Origin of the sequence: Micromonospora sp. NBC_01655, assembly GCF_026339755.1 — a bacterium.
In the GTDB taxonomy this organism is placed as follows: domain Bacteria; phylum Actinomycetota; class Actinomycetes; order Mycobacteriales; family Micromonosporaceae; genus Micromonospora.
This window is the reverse complement of the sequence record NZ_JAPEQF010000001.1, coordinates 1,299,903-1,319,558: the sequence shown is the minus strand read 5'-3', so window position 1 is coordinate 1,319,558 and position 19,656 is coordinate 1,299,903. Positions and strand designations below refer to the sequence as shown.

Here is a 19,656-nt window from a genome sequence, read left to right as displayed (position 1 = left end):
GTGGCCCGCCCCGGCTCCGGGTCCCCGGCGCAGGGCGGCCCGGCCGACCGGATGGCCGCTTTGGCCGACGGCGGCCGGCCCGGCAGGGAAGGATGAGGGTCGTGCGCGCCGTGACTGTCAACCCCGGGGTCCCGAACTCGCTGCGCCTGGCGCACGACCATCCCGAGCCGCCCGCCGAGGAGGGCGCGATCCTGGTCGAGGCGCTCGCGGTGGGGATCTGCGGCACCGACCACGAGATCGTCGCCGGGGACTACGGCGAGGCCCCGCCCGGCGCGTCGACCCTGGTGCTCGGCCACGAGTCGCTGGGCCGGGTGCTGGAGGACCCGACCGGCACGCTGCAACCCGGCGACCTGGTGGCCGGCGTCGTCCGGCACCCGGACCCGGTGCCCTGCGCCAACTGCGCGGTCGGCGAGTGGGACATGTGCCGCAACGGCGAGTACACCGAGCACGGGATCAAGGCGCTGCCCGGCTTCGCCCGGGACCGGTGGCGGGTGCAGCCGAAATTCGCGGTCGGCCTGGACCCGGCCCTCGCCCCGGTCGGCGTGCTGCTGGAGCCGGTCAGCGTGGTGGCCAAGGCGTGGGACCACATCGAACGGGTCGGCGCCCGCGCCGAGTGGCAGCCGCAGACGGTGCTGGTCACCGGGGCCGGGCCGATCGGCCTGCTGGCGGCGCTGCTGGCCACCCAGCGCGGGTTCTCCGTGCACGTGCTCGACCGGGCCACCACCGGGCCGAAGCCGGACCTGGTGCGGGCGCTCGGCGCGACGTACCACACGGAGCCGGTGGCGCAGCTCGACTTCGACCCGGACGTGATCGTCGAGTGCACCGGAGCGCCGGTGGTCGTGCTGGACGCGATGTGCAAGGCCGGACCGACCGGGATCGTCTGCCTGACCGGGGTGTCCAGCGGCGGCCGGCGCATCGACTTCGACGCCGGGGCGCTCAACCGGGAACTGGTGCTGGAGAACAACGTGGTGTTCGGCTCGGTGAACGCCAACCGCCGGCACTGGGACCTGGCCGCCGAGGCCCTCGCCCGGGCCGACCGGTCCTGGCTGGATTCGCTGATCACCCGCCGGGTGCCGGTGGAGGCGTACACCGAGGCGTACACCCCCACCCCCGACGACATCAAGGTGGTGCTGGACTTCACCGCCTGACCGGGCGACCGGCCGGGGCAGGCGAGGTGGCACGGCCGGTCAGACGCCGGGCAGGCGGCCGTTGCGGAACAGGTCGACGAAGAGCTGGTGGTCCTCGCGGGCCCGCAGCCCGTACGCGTGGGCGAACTCCACCAGCCCCGTGACGAACCCGTCGGAATCGGCGTCCACCGCGGCGACGATGGCCTCCTCGGTGGAGTAGTCGACCAGGTCGTGGCTGGACTCGTCGTCGGCCACCGAGTGCATCCGGGCCACCGCCCGGCCCAGGTCGGCCAGCACCCCGGCCAGTTCCTCCGGCTCGTTGACGTCCGCCCAGTCCAGGTCGGCCGCGTACGGGGAGACCTCGGCGACGAGCTGACCGGCCCCGTCCAGCTCGGTGTAGCCCACCCACGGGTCGGCGTGTGCCTGGAGCGCCCGCTGCGACTCCGCCGTCCGGTGCCCCTGGTGCCGGAAGTAGGAGCGCACCCGCTCGTCGTCGATGTGCCGGGCCACCGCCGGCACCTGGGCCTGCTTCATGTAGATGACCACGTCGTTCTCCAGCGCCTGGGTGTGCCCCTCCAGCAGCAGGTTGTACGACGGCAGCCCGGCCGAGCCGATGCCCACCCCCTTGCGCAGCACCACGTCCTTGATGTGTGCGGCGACCGGGCGCAGCCGGGCCGAGGACTCGGGCAGGGTGCCCAGGTAGTCCTGGAAGGCGGCGCAGACCCTGTCCCGGGTGTCGCCGTCGATCTCGAAGACCCCGTCGCCGAGGGAGAACCGGCGCTCGTAGTTGTCGATGGTGGTCTGCGCGGCGAGCAGGTCGACCCGGGTGTTGAGCCGGGCCTGCTGGAGCACCCGGCGCAGCACCCCGTCGGCGTTGTCCAGGGTGATCGAGCCGATCGCGTCGTCCCCACCGGCGGCGATCGCCCCCAGCTCGGTCAGGTACGACCGGGCGAAGCCGGTGACCAGGTCGCTGATCGCCCGGTCGGAGAGCGCCTTGGCGTACCCGAGCAGGGCCACGCTGGCGGCGAGACGCCTCAGGTCCCAGGAGAACGGCCCGACGTACGCCTCGTCGAAGTCGTTGACGTTGAACACGAGTTGCCCGGAGGCGTTCATGTAGGTGCCGAAGTTCTCCGCATGCAGGTCGCCGTGGATCCACACCCGGCTGGTGCGTTCGTCCAGGAAGGCGTCGTCGGCGAAGTCGCCGCGCTGGTCGGCGTAGAAGAGCGAGGCGCTGCCCCGGTAGAAGGCGAACGGTGAGGCGGCCATCTTGCGGAACTTGCGGCGGAACGCCGCCGGGTCGAGCGTGATCGACGCGCCGAACTCCTCGGTGAGCACGTCGACGATGAAGGCGGAACGCTGGTCCGCGGACTGGGTCATGGACCGCAGGCTAGCCCCCGGCCGCCACGAGGCGGCCTACCCGCGGGGGCGGGCCCAGCCGGTGAAGCGTTCGGCCAGCCTGACGGGCGGGACCCCCTCAGCCAGTTCCGCGGCGGCCTCCACCTGAAGGGTGACGAGGTAGATCAGCGCTGACGTGTCGTGGCGTGATCGTTTGCTGATTTGTGAGACGACACGCCGGGCGAGTTCTCCAAAATCAGCAGACGATCGTGAAGTCCCGCCCCGCAGCTACCGCACCACGACGGCGGATGTCGATACAGGCCCTAGCCGGCCGGCGGGCGGACCGGTGGCGCTGTCAGCGAGTCCACCGAGCGTGGCGGCTGCCCGCCGGCCGGTGGGGCGGCGGCGTCGGCCGGCGAGGCGAGCAAGTCGGGGCGGGGGACACCGCCGATGCCGGACTGCTCGGCGGCGATCTTCTCCTGGAGGCGCAGGATGCCGTGCAGCAGCGCCTCGGGGCGGGGCGGGCAGCCGGGCACGTAGACGTCGACCGGGATGAGCTGGTCGACGCCCTTGGTCACCGAGTACGAGTCCCAGTACGGGCCGCCGCAGTTGGAGCAGGCGCCGAACGAGATGACGTACTTCGGCTCGGGCATCTGGTCGTAGAGCCGCTTGATCGCCGGGGCCATCTTGTCGGTGACCGTGCCGGAGACCACCATCAGGTCGGCCTGGCGCGGGCCGTGGGCGAACGGGATCACCCCGAGCCGCATGAAGTCGTGCCGGCCCATGCTGGTGGCGATGAACTCGATCGCGCAGCAGGCGAGGCCGAAGTTGAACACCCAGAGCGAGTAGCGGCGGCCCCAGTTCAGCACGAACCGGATCGGCTCTCCCAGCACTGCCGGCAGTTGCACGACCGCCCCCTCTCTTCCTGCGCCAGTCAACCACAGCCGCCGCCCCGGCCGACCGGTCGCTCCGACGCCACGGCGCGCGAGCGAGCCGGCCGCTGGCCGTGGACCGCCGGGCCGGGGGCAGCCTGTCGCCGGCCCGACACCGGACAGCCCCGCCCCGGCGCCGACCACGACCGGTCCCAGCCCCGCCCGGACGGCCCCGGACGGCCGGATCAGCCGGGCCGAACTGCTCGCCACGCCGGTCACGCTGCCCGCCCGGCGGGCCGGGTCGGACTGCCCGTCGACCGGCGTGCGGCTGGTCGGCCTGCGCCGGGAAGCCGGACGCTTACAAACCCGCTCACCTGCCAGCTCGGCCGGATCGGCCCGCGCGGGCAGGTACTGCTGGAGCTCGGGGTACGGCTGCCCGAGGGCGTCACCCTGCCGGCCGGCACGGCCCGGTTGGACGTCCGCCCGCTCGGGCCGGGACTGCACCACCTGCTGGAGCCCGAGCCCGACAACAACGAGGTGACGATCAGGTTCCGGTGAGCGGGCCGGGGGTGCGGCCGACGGTCGCACCCCCGGTTCGGCTCAGTACGTCGGACGTTGCAGCAGCCCGACGAACTCGACCAGCAGGCGCTCCCGCAGGGCCGGCGGCGCGGCGTTCAGCAGCGCGTTGACCATGGCCGTCCGGTCCGGAACCGCCCCGCCCGCGCCCGCTCCACGGTCACCGCCGGGAACGCCAGGGCCGCCCGAAACCGGGCCGCCGAGGCCGAGCCCGGCGGCCAGGCCGGCGACCAGCTCCGGGGTCAGCGCGTCCGGGGTCAGGGTCGCGGCGAGCGCGGTCAGTTCGGCGGGCAGCTCGACCGGTCCGGCGGCCCGGGCCGCCGCTACCGCGTCGGCCAGGTCCGGGCCGAACTCCGCCACCCGGGGGGCCACCGAGGCGGTCACCGTGAGGTGCACGCTCGCCGGCAGTTCGCCGTACGCGAGCTGGGGCTGGGTGTGCCAGCCGCGCACGGTCAGCTCGTCCACCAGCACGAACAGGTCCAGCCCCGGGTCGGCCGAGGTGAAGCAGACCACCGTCGACTCGGGCTCGGCCATCAGCCGGAGCCCGTCGGTGCCCCGCACCGCGTCGGCGAGCCCGGCCACCGCGTCCCGGGTCGCGGCGGCCAGCCGCAGGTAGCCGTCCTCGCCGAGGTGGCGCAGGGTGGCGTACGCGGCGGCGATCGGGCCGCCGGAGCGGGTGGAGGCGATCACCGGGTTGACCATGGTGTACCCGGGCCAGTCGGCGTACGCGAAGTACTGCGGGGCGCGCAGCCCCGGGTCGCGGTGCAGCAGCACCGAGACGCCCTTTGGGGCGTAGGCGTACTTGTGCAGGTCGACCGAGATCGAGGTGACCCCGTCGACGGCGAAGTCGAACGGCGGCACCGGGGCGCCCAGCCGGCGCAGCCAGGGCAGGGTCCAGCCGCCGAAGCAGGCGTCCACGTGGCACCGCACCCCGGCCGTGGCGGCCACCCCGGCGATCTCGGCGACCGGGTCGACGACGCCGTGCGCGTACGAGGGGGCGGAGCAGGCCACCAGCACGGTGTCGGGGCGGATCGCGGCGGCGACGTCGGCGGCCGACGGGCGCAGCGTGGCCGGGTCGACGGGCACCGGGTCGAGGGCCACCCGCAGGTAGCGGGCCGCCTTGGCGAACGCCGCGTGCGCGGTCACCGGCACCGCGATCCGGGGCGCGGCGACGTCGGGCCGGGCGTCCCGGGCCGCCTTGACGGCGAGGATCAGCGACTCGGTGCCGCCGCTGGTGACGCTGCCGACGACGTCCGGGGCGGTCGTGCCGGGGCCGCCGCCGAGCAGCCGGGCCGCCGCCCCGACCAGCGCGTTCTCCATCGCCAGCAGGGACGGGAAGGCGGTCGGGTCGAGCCCGTTGACGTGCGCGCTGCCGGCGTGGGCGGCGGCGGCAAGCTCGTCCAGCCCGGGCACGGCGGGGTCGTACACGTACGCGAACAGCCGCCCCCCGTGCGTCGGCCGGTCCCCCTCGCGCAGCCCCCGCAGCTCCCGGAGCACCCGGTCGGCCGGCACCCCGCGCTCCGGCAGCGCCCGGCCGGTGTCCTGGTCGTCGATCATGGAGTAGTGGTGCCCTTCTCGTGGCGGTCAGCGGCTTTGCTCCCCCAGCACAACTCCATGATCGGCGGAGCGGTGGTGGGGGACGGCGGCGGTCAGGTCGGCCGGGGTGAGGGTGTAGTGGCGGAGCAGGAGCAGGGGCGGGGCCACCAGGAGGGCCGGCAGGATCGTGAAGCCGAGCAGGACGCCGAGGCGGGCGGTGTCGGACTGGGCCGCCGCCGCGCCGGTGTCGGACGAGACGTAGCCGCTGAGCTGGAGGACCAGGCCGTAGATGCCCGGTCCGAGGGCTAGGCCGAAAGTCTCGCCCGCCGTCCAGAGGCCGGTGAACACGCCGGCCTGCCGCCGGCCGGTACGCGCGGTGTCGTACGCGATGCAGTCGGGCAGCATGGCCAGCGCGAAGACCTGCTGGCCGGCGTACCCGACGCCGATCACGGCGACCACCAGGTAGACCGCGACGGCCGGCAGCGCCGGCGCGGCGACCAGGATGACCGCGCCGCCCGCCAGCAGCACCGACGCGGCGACCAGGGCGGCCCGCTTGCCGACCCGGGCGCCGACCCGGGTCCACACCGGCATCACCAGCAGCGCTGGCCCGACGAAGCAGGCGAACAGCACGGTCGGGCCGGTGTCCGGGTCGCGCAGCACCTGGTCGGCGAAGTAGCTGACCCCGGCCAGGATGGTGGCCACCCCGGCGGACTGGATCACGAAGCAGACCAGCAACGCCCGGAACGGCCGGTTGCGGCCGGCGACGGCGAGCTGGGCGCGCAGGGTCGGCTCGCTCTCGCCGGCCGTGCCGGTGGGCGCGCCCCGGGTGCCGAGGAACGCCCCGACCGCGCCGAGCACGATCAGCGCGGCGACGAACAGGCCCATCCAGCGGTGCCCGGGGACGCCGTCCCCGCCGGCGGCCACCACGGCCGGGGCCACCGCGCCGGAGACCAGGATGGCCACCGCCAGCACCGCGATCCGCCAGCTCATCAGCCGGGTACGTTCCGCGTAGTCGGCGGTCAGCTCGGCCGGCATCGCCACGTACGGGACCTGGAAGAAGGCGAACGCCGTCGCGGTGGCCAGGAAGGCGACGGCGACGTACCCGGCGGCGGCCGGGCCGGAGCCGAACGGGGCGGCGAAGATCGCGGCGAACAGCGCGGCGAGGGCGAGCCCGCCGAGCAGCAGGTACGGCCGGCGGGCCCCCCAGCGCGACCTGGTCCGGTCGGAGATCCGGCCGACGACCGGGTTGACCAGCACGTCCCACGCCTTCGGCAGGAGCACCAGCAGGGCGGCCACTCCGGCGGCGACGCCCAGGGTGTCGGTCAGGTACGGCAGCAGCAACAGCCCGGGCACCGTGCCGAAGGCCCCGGTGGCCAGCGAACCCAGGGCGTAGCCGAGGTGTACCCGACGGGGCAGCCCGCCGGGCGGCGTACCGGGTCCGACCGGCGGCAGCGTCATGACGCCGAATGTTACTCACGTTATGGCCGGGGTCACATCCCCTCTTCCGGCGACCAGCTCGCCGCCGCCACGTCGACGCCCGACGGGCGCAGCGGGGCACCCTCGGCGCGCAGCCGGGCCCGCGCCTCGACCTCGTGGCCGGGCGGCAGCCGGCCGGTCGAGTTGACCACCCGGTGCCACGGCACCCCGCCCCCGTGCCGGGCCATGATCGACCCGACCAGCCGCGCCGACGCCCGTCCCGAGCGCTCGGCGAGCGCGTCGGCGACCGCGCCGTACGACATCACCCGGCCCGGCGGGATGCGCTCGACCAGTTCCAGCACCGCCTCGACGTACTCCTCAGGTGTCACGTCCGCCACCCCCCAGCCTGTCCCGACCGGCCAGAGTATGGGAACCGCGGCCGGGGGCACGGGACCGACCACGCAGAATGGGCGGGTGCGCGAAGCAGTCACCTCGGCCCGGCGGGTCGTCGTCAAGATCGGCTCGTCCTCGCTGACCACGGCGTCCGGCGGCCTCGACGACGCCCGGGTCGACGCGCTGGTCGACACCCTCGCCGCGCTCACCGCCGCCGGCCGCGAGGTGGTGCTGGTCTCCTCCGGCGCGATCGCCGCCGGGCTCGCCCCGCTCGGGCTCACCCGGCGCCCGCGCGACCTGGCCACCCAGCAGGCCGCCGCCAGCGTCGGCCAGGGCCTGCTGATCGGCCGGTACGCGGCCGGTTTCGCCCGGCACGGCCTGACCGTCGGGCAGGTGCTGCTCACCGTCGACGACGTGACCCGGCGGGCGCACTACCGCAACGCGTACCGGACCCTGCGCAAGCTGCTCGACCTGCGGGCCGTGCCGATCGTCAACGAGAACGACACGGTGGCCACCGAGGAGATCCGGTTCGGCGACAACGACCGGCTGGCCGCCCTGGTCGCCGCGCTGGTCCACGCCGAGCTGCTGGTCCTCCTCTCCGACGTCGACGCGCTGTGGACCGGCGACCCGGCCCGGCCGGAGTCGACCCGGATCACCGAGGTCCGCGACGAGCGGGACCTGGCCGGCGTACAGGTCGGCGGGGTTGGCCGGGCCGGGGTCGGCACCGGCGGCATGGTCACCAAGGTCGAGGCGGCCCGGATCGCCACCGGCTTCGGCATCCCCGTGGTGCTCACCGCCGCGCCGCTGGCCACCGGGGCGCTGGCCGGCGAGGAGGTCGGCACCCTGTTCCACGCCGGGCGGCGGCGGCCCGCCGCCCGGCTGTTCTGGCTGGCCCACGCCACCAGCCCGCGCGGCCGGCTGCACCTGGACGAGGGCGCGGTCGCGGCCGTGGTGGGCCGGCGCAAGTCGCTGCTGCCGGCCGGGATCACGGCCGTCGACGGGGCGTTCACCGCGGGCGACCCGGTCGACCTGGTCGACACCGGGGGCGCCCCGGTCGCCCGGGGGCTGGTCAACTACGACGCCGTCGAGCTGCCCGGCCTGCTCGGCCGCTCCACCGGCGAGTTGGCCGCGGCGCTCGGCCCGGCGTACGAACGTGAGGTCGTCCACCGCGACGACCTGGTGCTGCTGTAGCCAGGGGACCCTTCCCAACACCGTGAGGAGTGCAGGATGAGCGTCGACGAGCAGGCCCGGCGGGCCCGGGACGCGGCGGAGGCGCTGGCCGTCGCCACCCGTACGGTCAAGGACGGCGCGCTGGCCGCGATGGCCGACGCGCTGGTGGCGCGTACCCCCGAGATCCTGACCGCGAACGCGGCGGACCTGGCGGCCGGGCGCGCGGCCGGGCTGAGCGCGGCGGTGCTGGACCGGCTCGCCCTCGACGCGGGCCGGGTGGCCGGCATCGCCGACGCGCTGCGCGAGATGGCCGCGCTGCCCGATCCGGTGGGCGAGGTGGTCCGCGGCTCGACCCTGCCCAACGGCCTGGAGCTGCGCCAGGTCCGGGTGCCGTTCGGGGTGGTGGGGATCATCTACGAGGCCCGCCCGAACGTGACCGTGGACGCCGCCGGGATCTGCCTGAAGTCCGGCAACGCGGCGCTGCTGCGTGGCTCCTCCTCGGCGGCGCGGTCGAACGCCGCCCTGGTCGCGGTGCTGCGCGACGCGGTCGCCGGGGCCGGCCTGCCGGCGGACGCGGTGCAACTGCTCGACGCCTCCAGCCGCGACTCGGTCAAGGAGCTGATGCGCGCCCGGGGCCTGGTCGACGTGCTGATCCCGCGCGGCGGCGCGTCGCTGATCCGCACCGTGGTCGAGGAGTCGACGGTGCCGGTGATCGAGACCGGGGTGGGCAACTGCCACGTGTACGTCGACGCCGCCGCCGACCTGGCCAAGGCCGTGGCGATCACCCTGAACGCCAAGACCCAGCGGCTGTCCACCTGCAACACCGCCGAGTCGCTGCTGGTGCACGCCGCCGTCGCGGACGCCTTCCTGCCGGCCGTGCTGGCCGCGTTCGCCGAGGCCGGGGTGACCGTGCACGGCTCCCCCGAGGTCGCCGCGCACTCCGCCGCGGTGGTGCCGGCCACCGAGGACGACTACGCCACCGAGTACCTGTCGGCCGACATCTCGGTCGCCGTCGTCGACTCGCTGGACGCGGCGGTCGCGCACATCCGCCGGTACGGCAGCGGCCACACGGAGGCGATCGTCACGGACTCCCAGTCGGCGGCCCGGGAGTTCGTGGCCCGGGTGGACTCGGCGGCGGTGATGGTGAACGCCTCGACCCGGTTCACCGACGGCGGCGAGTTCGGCTTCGGCGCGGAGATCGGCATCTCGACGCAGAAGCTGCACGCCCGGGGCCCAATGGGCCTGCCCGAGCTGACCAGCACCAAGTACGTCGTCACCGGCGACGGCCACCTGCGCGGGTAGGCGGGCAACGGCGGGTCAGCGGCAGGCGCGGATGGCGGCCAGCGTGGTGTGCACGTCGAACTGGTGGCCGTCGTCGCTCTCCCAGCCGCCGTCGCTGCGCTGGGTCTCGGCCAGCCGGCGGCGCGCCGCGACCAGGGTCCAGTGCTGCTCGTCGACGCCGACCCGGCGCAGGGCGGCGGCCAGCCACGCGGCGTTGGCCGGGGATATCCGCGGCATCCGGTCGGCCAGCACCACCTGGATCCGGGCCGACTCGTAGAACAGCTCCTGCCGGTGGAACACCGCCGCGCTCAGCCAACCGACGGCCAGGTACGACGGCCAGGTGCCGTCCGGCTTCAGCTCGACGACGAGCGCCTGGGCGGCGGCGTGCACCACCCCGGCGTACGCGCCGCCGACCCGGTGGTCGAGCGGGCCGGCGGCGCGGGCGTCCAGGCCGGCCACGGTCAGCCAGAAGGCGGCGTTGGCGGTCAGGTAGAGGCGGGCCTCGGGGTCGCCCGGCCGGGCCCACGCCGGGGCGGCGTCCGCCAACGCGGGGGCCTCCTCCCAGCAGCCGTCGGCCTGCTGGCGGGTGGCCAGCCAGTCCAGCGCCCGGCGGGCGGCGGGACGGCCGAGGGCGCCCAGGTCGTCCAGCTCCGCGAGGCGGAAGCAGGTGGCGTCGACCGAGGCGACGTCGCCGCCCCAGACCGCCGGCCAGCCGCCCTCCGGGGTCTGGCCGACCTCGGCGCTGTCGAGCAGCTCCGGCGCGGGCGCGGCGCCGGCGCGCAGCCAGGAGAGCCGGGCGCGGTCCACCGCGTCACCGTGCGCCACCACGAAGCCGATCGCGGCGTCCAAGTCGACCACGGCAGCCACGCTACCGGCGCAAACGCGATCACGCCTCGGATGGTCGGCCGAGCGACAGCTGGGCGAGCAGGTGCGAAGAAGGGCCCCTTCTCCACACCTCGGTGGAGAAGGGGCCCTTCCTTTCGGCTCAGTACGCGGGGAGGGACGGATCGATCTGCTTGATCCAGGACAGCACGCCGCCCTGGACGTGCACCGCGTCGCGGAAGCCGGCCGCCTTGAGCGCGGCGAGCGCCTCGGCGGACCGGACGCCGGACTTGCAGTGCAGCACGATCTGCCTGTCCTGGGGCAGCTTCGCCAGCGCCTCGCCGGAGATGATCTCGCCCTTGGGGATCAGGGTCGACCCGGGGATCCGGACGATCTCGTACTCGGCGGGCTCGCGGACGTCGACCAGGAAGACGTCCTTGCCGGTGTCCTGCCACTCCTTGAGCTCGGCGGCGGTGATGGTCGCGTCGACGACCGCCTCCTGGGCCTCCTCGGAGACCGCGCCGCAGAAGTCCTCGTAGTCCTCCAGCAGGTCGGTGACCGTCGGGTTCTCGCCGCAGAGCACGCAGTTCGGGTCCTTCCGAACCTTGATCTTGCGGTACTCCATCTCCAGGGCGTCGTAGACCATCAGCCGGCCGACCAGCGGCTCCCCGATGCCGGCGAGCAGCTTGATCGCCTCGTTGACCTGGATCGAGCCGATCGACGCGCAGAGCACGCCGAGCACGCCGCCCTCGGCGCAGGAGGGGACCATGCCGGGCGGCGGGGGCTCCGGGTAGAGGCAGCGGTAGCAGGGACCGTGCTCGGCCCAGAACACCGACGCCTGGCCGTCGAACCGGTAGATCGACCCCCAGACGTACGGCTTGCCGAGCAGCACCGCCGCGTCGTTGACCATGTACCGGGTGGCGAAGTTGTCGGTGCCGTCGACGATCAGGTCGTAGCCGGAGAAGATCTCGCGGACGTTGTCCCGGTCCAGCGCGGTGTTGTGGATCTCGATGTTGACCAGCGGGTTGATCTCGCGAACCGACGCGGCGGCGGACTCGGCCTTGGACCGGCCGACGTCGGAGACCCCGTGGATGATCTGCCGCTGGAGGTTCGACTCGTCGACGGTGTCGAAGTCGATGATGCCGAGCGTGCCGACGCCTGCGGCGGCCAGGTACAGCAGGGCCGGCGAGCCGAGGCCGCCGGCGCCCACGCAGAGCACCCGGGCGTTCTTCAGCCGCTTCTGCCCCTCGACCCCGACGTCTGGGATGATCAGATGGCGGGAGTAGCGACGGATCTCGTCAACGGTCAGCTCGGCGGCGGGCTCGACGAGCGGGGGCAACGACACGGTGGACTCCCCGGGATCGGCGGTGGGAACCGCGCCATTGTTGCTCGCCGCGGCGGGGTTCGGCCATGAGCAGGGCCACGTCGCCCGACATGCGGGAGCGGGAATATCTCAGACGCCCGGGATCAGCTCCCCGGCGTACCGGGCACCGTCGAGGTAGGGCCAGGGGTTGGCCAGGCAGCCGTCCAGGCCGTACGTCTGCTGCTGCATGACCGGCGCGGGCTCGCCGGGCCCCGGGCAGGCCTCGTGCAGCTCGCCGAACTCGTGCCCGACCTCGTGGTTGACCACGTACGTCCGGTACACGTCCAGCGGTGCCCCGTAGTCCGGGACCGCCGTCATCCAGCGGGCCAGGTTGATGATCACCTGGCCGGGGAGCCGGCAGGAGGTGTACCGCTCGGTGCTCAGCCCGCCGAGCGCGCACAGCCGCTCGGAGGTGACCGGGGTGGCCAGGTAGACGGTGAAGTCGGCGTCGGCCGCCGCGGCCACCCGCTGCACCCGCAGTTCCCCGGAGGCGATCCAGCTCCGCGGGTCGCCGAGCACCTCGTCGACGGTGGCCGCGAAGGCGTCCGCGTCCTGGTCGGTGCCCTGCTCGACGAGCACCCGGTAGTGGCGCACCGGGCCGTCCGCGCCCCGGACCGGGCTCTCGCCCGCCGCCGGGGTGAACCGGCCGGGGCCGCTGCTCGGCCAGCCGGTCGCCGCGGCCGGGCCGGTCGGCACGACCCGGCCGACCGGGCCCCCGCCGGGCACGACCCAGCTCCCGCCGGGGCCGGCCGTCGGCGGGCCGCCGAGCACCAGGGTTGCCGCCGCGACGAGCGCCACCAGCCCGGCGAGGCCACCGAGCAGGGTACGCGGGCGGGGTCGCCGCGCCCGCTGCCCGGCCCTGCCGGGACGCGGACCGGCGGGGCGGGACGGGACGGAAGGGGACGCCGAAGTCACGGCCCCAGCCTGCCAGACCAAACGGGCATTTCCGCGCCTTTGCCTCAGCTACCGCAAAAAGCCTTCGCATTGCCCATCCAGCCCGCCATCCGGAACCGGCCCCGCGCCGGTCCGGTCACCGTTCGCGGGTGGCCCGGACGCCGGCCCCTCGCCCGCCCGGCCACCGGACCGGGTCGCCGCCCGGGTCAGAGCGACGGGCCGGAGTACCGGCGGCCGTCCAGGTAGGGCCACGGGTTGGCCACGCACCCCCGCAGGAACAGGGTCTGCTGCATCATCACCGGCGCGGGCCGGCCCGGCTTCGGGCAGCGCTCGTGGTGGTGCCCGAGCTGGTGCCCGACCTCGTGGTTCACCACGTACGTCCGATAGACCGCCAGCGGCACGCCGGCCGACACGAAGTGCGGCACCGAACTCCGCCACCGGTCCAGGTTGATGATCACCTTCCCGGGAGCCCGGCAGGAGGTGTACGGCCGGCCGCCCACCCGGATGTCGACACCGCCGGCCGCGCACATCCGGCCCGCGGTGCGCGCCGTGGCCAGGTAGACCGTGAAGTCGTGCCCGGCCCCGCCCGGCACCCGCTGCAATCGCAGCCGGCCGCCGTCCACCCAGCTCCCCGGCCCGGCCAGCGCCTCCTGCACCGCCGTGCCGAACGCCCGCACGTCCTCGCCCGTCTCCGGCTCCACCGCCACCCGGTAGCGGCGCAGCCGACCGGACGTGCCGAACACCTCGCCGGCCCGGTCGTCGTACCGGAAGCCGCCCCGGCCGGTCGAGGGCACCGGGCCGGGCAGCCGCAGCACCGCCGACGCGGACCCGCCGGGGGCCGGCACGGCCGGGTGGGGGGACACCGACCCGGGAGCCGCGACGGCAGGGCCGGTCGGGCCGGCGGGATCGGCCAGGGCGGCCGGACCGGCCGGGGCGGACGCCAGGAGCGGCGCGGGCTGGTCCAGCGCCGCCTCCGCCACCCCGGCCGGCGACCGCCGCACCTCGCCGGCCGGGGGTCGGACGGCCAGCACGGCCACCGCGGCCAGCACGCACACGGCGAGCGTGACCAGCGGGAGAACGGTCCGCCACCGGCGGCGGGCGGGGCGCGCGAGGGGAGCCGCCGGGGGGCCCGTGCGAGGGGCCCGGCGGGAGGGGAATCGGGGCATCCCGGTCAGCCTGCCATGTCGTGGCGGGCCGCCGCGTCCTCCGTTTCGGCGAGGAGCCCGAGCACCGCCCGGGCCACCGTGCGGGGCACCTCCATCTGGGCCACGTGCCCCACCCCGTCGAGCATCAGCAGCCGGCTGTCCGGGATCACCCGGGCGGCCTGCGGCGCCACCCGCACGTCGACCAGCCGGTCATGGGTGCCGCCGATCACCAGCGTCGGCGCGGACACCGCGGCGGCCATCCGCCACAGCGACTCCGACCCGCGCAGGTACGAGCGCAGGAAGCTGGAGACCAGCCCCCGGAAGGTGCGCACGTACGCGGCGGCGTGGTGCTCGGCGTGGTAGCGCGTCCGGATCTCCTCCAGCGCCTCGCGCCGGCGCTGCTCGCTGATCCGGGTCAGGTCGGCCACACAGGACTCCATCACCTGCTGCGCCATCACCTCGGGGGCCACCCGGGCCAACTGCCAGCCGACGAGGCGTTCCCCCCGGGGGATGGCCAGCACCGGCAGCATCCGGCCCTGCAACGACCGGCGGAAGTCGAGGAACGGCAGCGCCGGGGAGATCAGCGTCAGGGTGCGCACCAGATCGGGGCGCAGCGCCGCGACCCGCACCGAGATCGTCCCGCCCAGCGAGTTGCCGAGCAGGTGCACCGGCCCCCGCCCGGCGTGCTCGATCAGCCGGACCACCCGGTCGGCGAAGCTGCGGACCGTGTACCGGTGCCCCGGCTCGCTGAGCCCGAACCCGGGCAGGTCGACGGCCTGGCCGTCGAGGCGGTCGGCGAGCAGCCCGGCCAGGTCCGTCCAGTTCTGCGACGAACCGCCGAGGCCGTGCACGTAGAGCGCCGGCTCCGCGCCGGGCGCGGTGGCCGGGGTGTCCCGGACGTAGGTGACCGAGCTGTCGAGGCGTACCTCCCGGCCGGGCCACGGCGGCGGAGCCTCGGGCCCGGGTAGCAGGTGGTCCGGCCCGAGGGTGGCTCGTCTCATGGCTCAAGTCTGCCCGGCTCGGCCCCCGCGCGGGGGTCCACCCCGCGGCCGGTGCCGGCCCGGCGAGTCGCCACCCAGATCGGCCGCCACCGCACCCGGTCGGGTCCGGCCGGCGGGCCGGCACGCGGCCGGTCAGGCCAGCAGCGCCTCGATCCGCCGGTTGACCGCCGCCAGGGTCGCCCGGACCACGGCCTGCCGCGGATCGCCGGCGACCAGCGCCGACCCGGCGAGCTGCTCGACCCAGCCGTCGCAGACCAGCAGCACCACGACCGTGGCCACCTCGCAGTTGCCGAACGGCACCACCGCCGCGTGCTCGACGAAGCACCGCCCCCGGTCGGCCTCCTGCTCCCCGCCGCGCAGCAGCCTGTCGATCGCCGCGGCGGCGGCGACCGCGCAGAGCCGCAGCACGTAGCCGTCCACGGCGGGCCCGGTGGCGTACCCCGCCGCGCTCTCCGCGCCGGCGAGGAGCCGGACCTCGACGGTGGCGTCGAGGCCGAACGTGCTGACCTGGACGTGGTCGATCACCACCCGGGGGCCCGGCAACCCGCCGGTGTCCAGCGGGCGCGACGGCGCGGTCTCCGTCGTGGTCATCTGCCCGCCCGAGTACGAGGCGCCGAGCGTCGCCGGGCTGCCGGTCGCGGCGCCGGGCGCGGCGGTCGTCACCTGGCCCGGCTCCTCCACGGCGGCCCGGCCGCGGTGCCCGGTCGGCTGGCGGCGTCGGCGCGGCGGCTCGCCCGCCGGCTCGGTGCGGCGCTCGCCCCGGTGCGGCGGGGCCTCGGCCGGCGCGCGACCCTCGGGCGTCCGCGGCCCGCCGCTGCGGGCCTCGGGGACCCGGGCGTCGGGCAGCGGGTCCACCGAGCGGCGTCGCACCGGTGGGGGAGGCGGGGTGTTGGGGAACCCGGGAACGTTCTGCGGCGCGGCGGCCAGCCCCATCCGCTCCTGGAGCAGGCGGGCGACGTGCCGGCTCACCTCGGCCGGGTCCGCGCCGTCGGCGAGGTCGAGGCGGAGGCTGTGCGCCCCGGCCGGGGTACGGCGCAACGCCGCGTCCCGCACCCCGGCGACCCCCCGGACGGCGTCGAGGATCGCGTTGACGTCGAACCCCTCGGGCCGCTCCTGCGGCGGCGCGGGCTCGTCGTCGCGGCGTAGGTGGGTGGCGATGCGGGCGAGTTCCGGGGTTTCGGCGGGGGGCTCCACGGCTGGCGGCTCCGGCACGACGGGCACGTCCGGCTCGGCGGGGACGCGCTGCGGCAGCACCGCCGAGGTGCGGTCCGGCCGCCGGTCGTCGTCGACCGGGGTGGCCGGGGATACCGGGTCGGGTGCGGATCGGCGGGCCGCGTACGGGGGTGCGCTCGTCGGGACGGGCGCGGACGGGGTCCGGATGAGCCGTCCGATCCCGCTCGTGGCGGGTACGGCGGCCGGCCCGGCGCTGGTGGGGGCCGGCGGTTGGCCGGGGGGCTCAACGGGCAGGGTGTCATCGGAGACGGGTCGCAGCCGGAACGGCCGGGCGGCCCGCGCCTCGGCGGGATCGACGGCCGCGTCCTCGGGACCGGACGCGGATGGCCCGGGCGGGGCGGACGCGGGACGCCCACCTGCCCAGCCGGGACGCTCGACCGGCTCCGGGGCCGGCCGGGCCGCCGGCTCGTACCCGGGACGCGACTCGGACCGGGGAAACTCGTACGGCCGGGCGGCCTCGGGGCGCAGCGGCTGGTAGGGCCGGGCGGGCTCGTACGGCCGGGCCGGCTCGGCGGCGTGGGGGCTAGCCGGCTCGGCGGCGTGGGGGTGGCCGGGCTCGGCGGCGTACGGGCGACCGGCCTCCGCCGCGTGGGTGCGGCCCGCCTCGGGCTGGTAGCCGCGGCTCGGGTCCGGGGCCCAGTCTACGGCCCGGTCCTCGCGGGACCGGCGGCCGGACGGTTCGCGCTCCCCGTGGGACCGGTGGCCGGCCGGCTCCTCGTCCTCGCGGGGCCGGCGACCGGCGGGTTCCTCCTCCTCGCGGGCCCGACGGCCGGGCCCCCCGCCCTGCTCCGGGGGCCACGGCGGGGCCCAGCCGCCGCCCCAGCTCGGCCGGTTCCAGTCGGGGCCGGCCCAGCCCGGCTCGGGGGCCGCCGCGCGCTCGGCGGCGCGCTCCCAGGCAGCCCGGCGGTCGTCGGCATCCGGACGGTCGGCGGCGGCCGGCGGCTGACCGGCCCGGTCGGCGGCCGGCGGCCGGGGGGGCTGGTCGGCGGCAGGCGACCGGGCGGGCTGGTCGGCGGCGGACGGGCCGGCGGCCTGCGCCGACCCCGGCTCGGCTGCCGGGCGACCGCCCTGTTCCGCCACCGGCGGGCGGGTCACCCGGTCAGCGCCGGGCGGGTCGGCCTGCGGATAGCCGCGCGGATCGACGTCGGGCGGGAACCGGTCGGCCCAGTCGGACGGCCGGTCGACCCAGTCGGACGCCCCGCCGGCGGACGCGGTCGGCTCGGGCACGGAGCGCTCGGGAGTGGGGGCGTGCAGCCCGGGTGGCACCTCGAAGCCGGAGGCGGCCGTGCCCGGCGGCGGCACCTGCACGGCGGGCGGCGCGGACGACGGAACGTTCCCGTCCGACCAGCGACCGGCGCGGGCCGCCGGGGCCTCCCCGGAGGCGTGCCGGGCGGCGGCGTCCGCCTCGCCGCCGTGCTGCGGGCCGGTCGACCGTTCCCGCCTCGGGGCGGGGCGCTGCGCGGGGACGGCCAGCCGCTCGCCGTCGCCGTCCCGGCCGGGCTCCCCGCCCAGCGGCGGCGCGCTGACCGGCGCCTGGCGGCCCACCGGTGCCTCCTCCCCGCCGTGGCTCACGCCGTTGACGCGCGGGTGGCCGTTGATCCGGGCCGGCGGCCCCGGCTCGGGGGGCAGGCCGGGCAGCGGCGCCGGAAGGTCCCCGTGGCGCGGTGACGAGGCACCCCAACCGGAGACGGGCTCGGACCGGCGCCAGGGGGGCTGCGGCTCCCGCGTCCCCTCGCCGCCGGTGGACCAGCCGACCGCCGAGGGCGCCCATCCGTTGACGGAACGGGCCAGGTCATCCTGCTGACCCGTCCCGTCGCCGTGCTCTCCCGGGGTGGCGGCACCGGGTTGCCCTGTTTCAGTCACCGCGCGCTCCTTGGTCGCCCCCGCTGAGGCTACCGTGTGGTGACAGTGGCGATAAGTTACAGCGGCGGGCCAATTCCGCGAGGGGCTCACGAGCCTCGACCGGTTCGGGCGATAAGTGCCGGCTCGTACGAACAGTTTCGGAGGTTCCCATGACGGCTGTCGGGAACGGCGCCCAGACCGCCGGCCGGCCCACGCGCCTGCCCCGCTCGGCGCGCCGCAAGCAGCTGCTCGCGGCGGCGCAGGAGGTGTTCGTCGCGCAGGGCTACCACGCCGCCGCGATGGACGACATCGCCGAACGGGCGGGGGTCTCCAAGCCGGTGCTCTACCAGCACTTCCCGGGCAAGATGGAGCTCTACCTGGCGCTGCTGGACACGCACTGCGACGCGATCGTGGCAAAGGTGCACGACGCCATGCGCGGCACCAACGACAACAAGGAGCGGGTCGGCGCGTCGGTGCGCGCCTACTTCGACTTCGTCGACCACGAGAGCGAGGCGTTCCGCCTCGTCTTCGAGTCCGACCTGCGCAACGACCCGGCCGTGCGGCAACGGGTGGAACGGGTGGAGCAGGGCTGCATCGCGGCGATTACCGACACGATCATCTCCGACACCGGGGTCAGCCGGGCGCACGCCGAGCTGCTCGCCTCCGGGCTGGTCGGCGCGGCGGAGACGGCGGCGCAGTTCTGGCTCGCCGATGGCCGGCAGGTGCCCAAGGCGGAGGCCGAGGCGCTCGTCGCCGCGCTGTCCTGGCGGGGCATCGCCAGCTTCCCGCTGCAAGGTGAGTCAGCCTGAACATCCGGTCGCGAGATCGGATAGCCTTCCCACGGCGGCTTTTTCGCCCCAGTTGAGGAGGCATCGTGGAGGTCAAGATCGGCGTGCAGTACGCGCCGCGCGAGCTGGTTCTGGAGAGCGCGCAGTCGCCGGCCGAGATCGAGCAGATCGTGACCGACGCCATCGCCAAGGGCGAGGGGACGCTCTCCCTGACCGACGAGAAGGGCCGGCGGGTCATCGTGCCGGTCAGCAAGGTCGCCTACGTCGAGATCGCCGAGGCGTCGCCGCGGGCAGTCGGCTTCACCGTCCGCTGATCCGGCCGGCGTCCGTGGCGGGGTGCGGCGCGCCGCCCACCGTCCGCCACGGGCGCCGTCGCGCGGTCCGGTGCCGGCAGCGCCCCTGCCCGGCGGGCCGTGGCGTCAGTCGTTGACACCGACCGCCGTCATCCGGTCGGAGTACCCGGCCGTCAGCCGGTGGGAACAGCGTCGACGCGTCCACCTGCTCCCCAGCGACCAGCGCGGTGAGCGCGCCCCGGTCCGCCGCCCTGGAAGACCGTCTCCCCGACGGGTCGCCGGGCCGCGTAGCCCACGTACGCCCTCGGGACCGCCTCCAGCCGGTCCTTCGGCCCGGTCGAGTCGTGGTACGCCTGCGACGGCTCGACGTACGGCGCCATCGCCTCCTCGGGCGGCGCCATCGCCTCCTCAGGCGGCCGAGGGCGGCGAGCCGGTCGGGCGGCGGGATGCCCGGTATCGCCCCGGGTGACCGGACGCCAGCGGCCGCCGGCCGTGACTCAGATCACACTTGGCACCCCCGGCTGTCGGGCCGCATCCCTGAACAGGGACGACACGGCGGCGGCTCAGGT

At 75.8% G+C, this 19,656-nt stretch carries 17 protein-coding genes; 5 read left to right on the top strand and 12 right to left on the bottom strand.

The features are described 5' to 3' along the window. The first annotated feature begins 101 nt into the window (after positions 1–101). The gene (locus tag OOK41_RS06255) at positions 102–1,148 is read left to right on the top strand and encodes a glucose 1-dehydrogenase (RefSeq protein WP_207892585.1); all 1,047 of its coding nucleotides are present in this window, start codon (positions 102–104) and stop codon (positions 1,146–1,148) included. Positions 1,149–1,187: 39 nt separating this feature from the next. Here OOK41_RS06255 and OOK41_RS06250 read toward each other — a convergent pair whose 3' ends face one another. The 5 genes from OOK41_RS06250 to OOK41_RS06230 form a co-directional block, all read right to left on the bottom strand. Further along, positions 1,188–2,504, bottom strand: a complete 1,317-nt coding sequence (locus tag OOK41_RS06250) for a DUF2252 domain-containing protein (RefSeq protein ID WP_266263276.1) — start codon at positions 2,502–2,504, stop codon at positions 1,188–1,190. 281 nt (positions 2,505–2,785) lie between these two features. Further along, positions 2,786–3,370: an NADH-quinone oxidoreductase subunit B gene (locus OOK41_RS06245; RefSeq protein ID WP_117665031.1), complete on the bottom strand. Its 585-nt coding sequence runs from the start codon at positions 3,368–3,370 to the stop codon at positions 2,786–2,788. A gap of 564 nt (positions 3,371–3,934) precedes the next feature. Then, on the bottom strand, positions 3,935–5,467 hold the full coding sequence (locus tag OOK41_RS06240) for an aminotransferase class V-fold PLP-dependent enzyme (protein WP_266263273.1): 1,533 nt from the start codon (positions 5,465–5,467) through the stop codon (positions 3,935–3,937). 27 nt (positions 5,468–5,494) lie between these two features. Further along, positions 5,495–6,904, bottom strand: coding sequence for an MFS transporter (locus OOK41_RS06235; protein ID WP_266263272.1), 1,410 nt, complete (start codon positions 6,902–6,904; stop codon positions 5,495–5,497). A gap of 32 nt (positions 6,905–6,936) precedes the next feature. Continuing rightward, positions 6,937–7,251, bottom strand: a complete 315-nt coding sequence (locus OOK41_RS06230; protein WP_117665075.1) for an MGMT family protein — start codon at positions 7,249–7,251, stop codon at positions 6,937–6,939. Positions 7,252–7,336: 85 nt separating this feature from the next. On the opposite strand from OOK41_RS06230, the gene proB reads away from it, so the two are divergent. Both proB and OOK41_RS06220 read left to right on the top strand, forming a co-directional pair. Then, positions 7,337–8,446, top strand: a complete 1,110-nt coding sequence (gene proB, locus OOK41_RS06225) for a glutamate 5-kinase (RefSeq protein WP_207892584.1) — start codon at positions 7,337–7,339, stop codon at positions 8,444–8,446. Positions 8,447–8,482: 36 nt separating this feature from the next. Continuing rightward, positions 8,483–9,727 carry a glutamate-5-semialdehyde dehydrogenase gene (locus tag OOK41_RS06220; protein ID WP_117665027.1) on the top strand — a complete coding sequence of 415 codons (1,245 nt, stop codon included), beginning with the start codon at positions 8,483–8,485 and terminating at the stop codon, positions 9,725–9,727. A 15-nt stretch (positions 9,728–9,742) separates the two neighbouring features. Here OOK41_RS06220 and OOK41_RS06215 read toward each other — a convergent pair whose 3' ends face one another. The 6 genes from OOK41_RS06215 to OOK41_RS06190 form a co-directional block, all read right to left on the bottom strand. Continuing rightward, entirely contained in the window at positions 9,743–10,564 is an 822-nt protein-coding gene (locus OOK41_RS06215; RefSeq protein ID WP_117665074.1) for a prenyltransferase/squalene oxidase repeat-containing protein, read from the bottom strand. 127 nt (positions 10,565–10,691) lie between these two features. Then, positions 10,692–11,873 carry an adenylyltransferase/sulfurtransferase MoeZ gene (gene moeZ / locus OOK41_RS06210; RefSeq protein ID WP_266263270.1) on the bottom strand — a complete coding sequence of 394 codons (1,182 nt, stop codon included), beginning with the start codon at positions 11,871–11,873 and terminating at the stop codon, positions 10,692–10,694. A gap of 108 nt (positions 11,874–11,981) precedes the next feature. Next, the gene (locus OOK41_RS06205) at positions 11,982–12,806 is read right to left on the bottom strand and encodes a DUF3152 domain-containing protein (RefSeq protein ID WP_117665025.1); all 825 of its coding nucleotides are present in this window, start codon (positions 12,804–12,806) and stop codon (positions 11,982–11,984) included. Between the two features lie 185 nt (positions 12,807–12,991). After that, positions 12,992–13,834: a DUF3152 domain-containing protein gene (locus OOK41_RS06200; RefSeq protein WP_266263269.1), complete on the bottom strand. Its 843-nt coding sequence runs from the start codon at positions 13,832–13,834 to the stop codon at positions 12,992–12,994. Between the two features lie 122 nt (positions 13,835–13,956). Then, positions 13,957–14,931: an alpha/beta fold hydrolase gene (locus tag OOK41_RS06195; RefSeq protein ID WP_266263268.1), complete on the bottom strand. Its 975-nt coding sequence runs from the start codon at positions 14,929–14,931 to the stop codon at positions 13,957–13,959. Between the two features lie 132 nt (positions 14,932–15,063). After that, positions 15,064–18,027, bottom strand: a complete 2,964-nt coding sequence (locus tag OOK41_RS06190; protein ID WP_323136153.1) for a hypothetical protein — start codon at positions 18,025–18,027, stop codon at positions 15,064–15,066. Between the two features lie 149 nt (positions 18,028–18,176). On the opposite strand from OOK41_RS06190, the gene OOK41_RS06185 reads away from it, so the two are divergent. Together OOK41_RS06185 and OOK41_RS06180 are read left to right on the top strand one after the other, a co-directional pair. Next, the gene (locus OOK41_RS06185) at positions 18,177–18,815 is read left to right on the top strand and encodes a TetR/AcrR family transcriptional regulator (RefSeq protein WP_117665020.1); all 639 of its coding nucleotides are present in this window, start codon (positions 18,177–18,179) and stop codon (positions 18,813–18,815) included. Between the two features lie 65 nt (positions 18,816–18,880). Continuing rightward, positions 18,881–19,108 (top strand): DUF3107 domain-containing protein, encoded by a 228-nt coding sequence (locus tag OOK41_RS06180; protein WP_117665019.1) that lies wholly within the window; start codon positions 18,881–18,883, stop codon positions 19,106–19,108. A gap of 152 nt (positions 19,109–19,260) precedes the next feature. Here the strand turns inward: OOK41_RS06180 and OOK41_RS06175 are convergent, their stop codons facing one another. After that, positions 19,261–19,488, bottom strand: coding sequence for a hypothetical protein (locus OOK41_RS06175; protein WP_266263264.1), 228 nt, complete (start codon positions 19,486–19,488; stop codon positions 19,261–19,263). Positions 19,489–19,656 lie beyond the last annotated feature (168 nt).